General features: G+C 64.1%; 1 protein-coding gene. It reads left to right on the plus strand.

All coding sequences use genetic code 11. The features are described from left to right. Positions 1 to 63 precede the first annotated feature (63 nt). Positions 64 to 1,334: aspartate-alanine antiporter-like transporter (locus tag AC1DIO_RS35260; protein WP_476854940.1), on the plus strand; the 1,271-nt coding region annotated here is incomplete at its 3' end.

A 1,334-nucleotide genomic window follows, 5' to 3' on the forward strand; every position in this document is an offset into this window, starting at 1 on the left:
CATCGGACATTCGATCAGTCACGACTTGATCGCATGTCCGAGTTCAATGCTGCGAGGCAAAGCATGAACTACGTCGTCGAAGCCCTGCGCAACAATCCCGAGCTCGCCATCTTCCTGACGATCGCTCTCGGCTTCCTGATCGGCAAGGCGAAGATCGGAGGCTTCAGCCTCGGCGTCGTCGTCGGCTGCCTGCTGGCGGGCGTCCTGGTCGGCCAGCTCGACGTCAAGGTGCCCCCGGCCGTGAAGACGGTCTTCTTCGACCTCTTCCTCTTCACGACCGGTTACAAGGTCGGCCCGCAGTTCTTTCGCGCCCTGAAGCGAGACGCGCTTCCACAAATGGCACTGACGGTGGTTCTGTGCGTCACATGCCTGCTCGTGGCGCTCGGCTTCGCGAGATTGCTGAACTTCGACATGGGCACGGCGGCCGGGCTTCTTGCCGGGGCGTTCTCCGAGTCGACCGTCATCGGAACGGCGGGCGAAGCGATCCAGCGGCTGAATCTTCCGCAGGCGGAGCGGACCGCGCTCATCAACAATATTCCCGTCGCCTACGCCGTCACCTACCTGGTCGGGACGGCGGCCCTGGTCTGGTTCCTGCCGAAGGTCGGGCCCAAGCTCATGGGTATCAACCTTCGCGAGATCGCGGCACAGCGCGCGGACAAGGCCGGTCCGGGCGCCGATGTGGAGGGCGTCACCTCCGCTGCCCGCTTGTTCGACGTTCGCGCCTATCGCGTCGAAAACCCGGTTCTGACCAACAAGACGATCACCGAGATCGAAGCGCTCATCAAGGAGACCCGTGCCTTCATCCTGCGCGTTCGCAGCGGTGTCGTGCTGTTCGGCCACGCTTCGGATCGCAGGATCCAGGCCGGCGACATTATTGCCATTATGGCGCGCCATGAGGTTCACGCCGCCCGCGGCGACCTGATCGGCCCCGAGGTGAGCGACCCCGAGCTGCTCGACATTCCGCTCGAGGCGCTCAACGTCATCGTGACAGCCCGCAGCATCGACGAGAAATCGTTGGCGGAACTGGTCGAAGCGGAGTTCGCGCGGGGGGTCTTCCTGTCCAAGCTGACACGCTCGGGCATTGAGATGCCGATCGAGCCGACGACACGCGTCAATCGTGGTGACGTCATGTCGTTGGTCGGGCCGTTGCCGGAAGTCGAGCGGGCCGCGACCGAACTCGGCTATCCCGACCGCCGCACCTCCGCAACCGACATGGTCTTCGTCGGCTTCGGGATCTTTCTGGGCGGATTGTTCGGTTTGCTGACTCTGGTCGTCTGGGGGGTGCCGCTGACCCTGACMGCGAGCGGCGGCGCCCTCTTCATGGGGCTCGTCTT

It is taken from the genome of Allobosea sp. 05T439, from assembly GCF_056396005.1.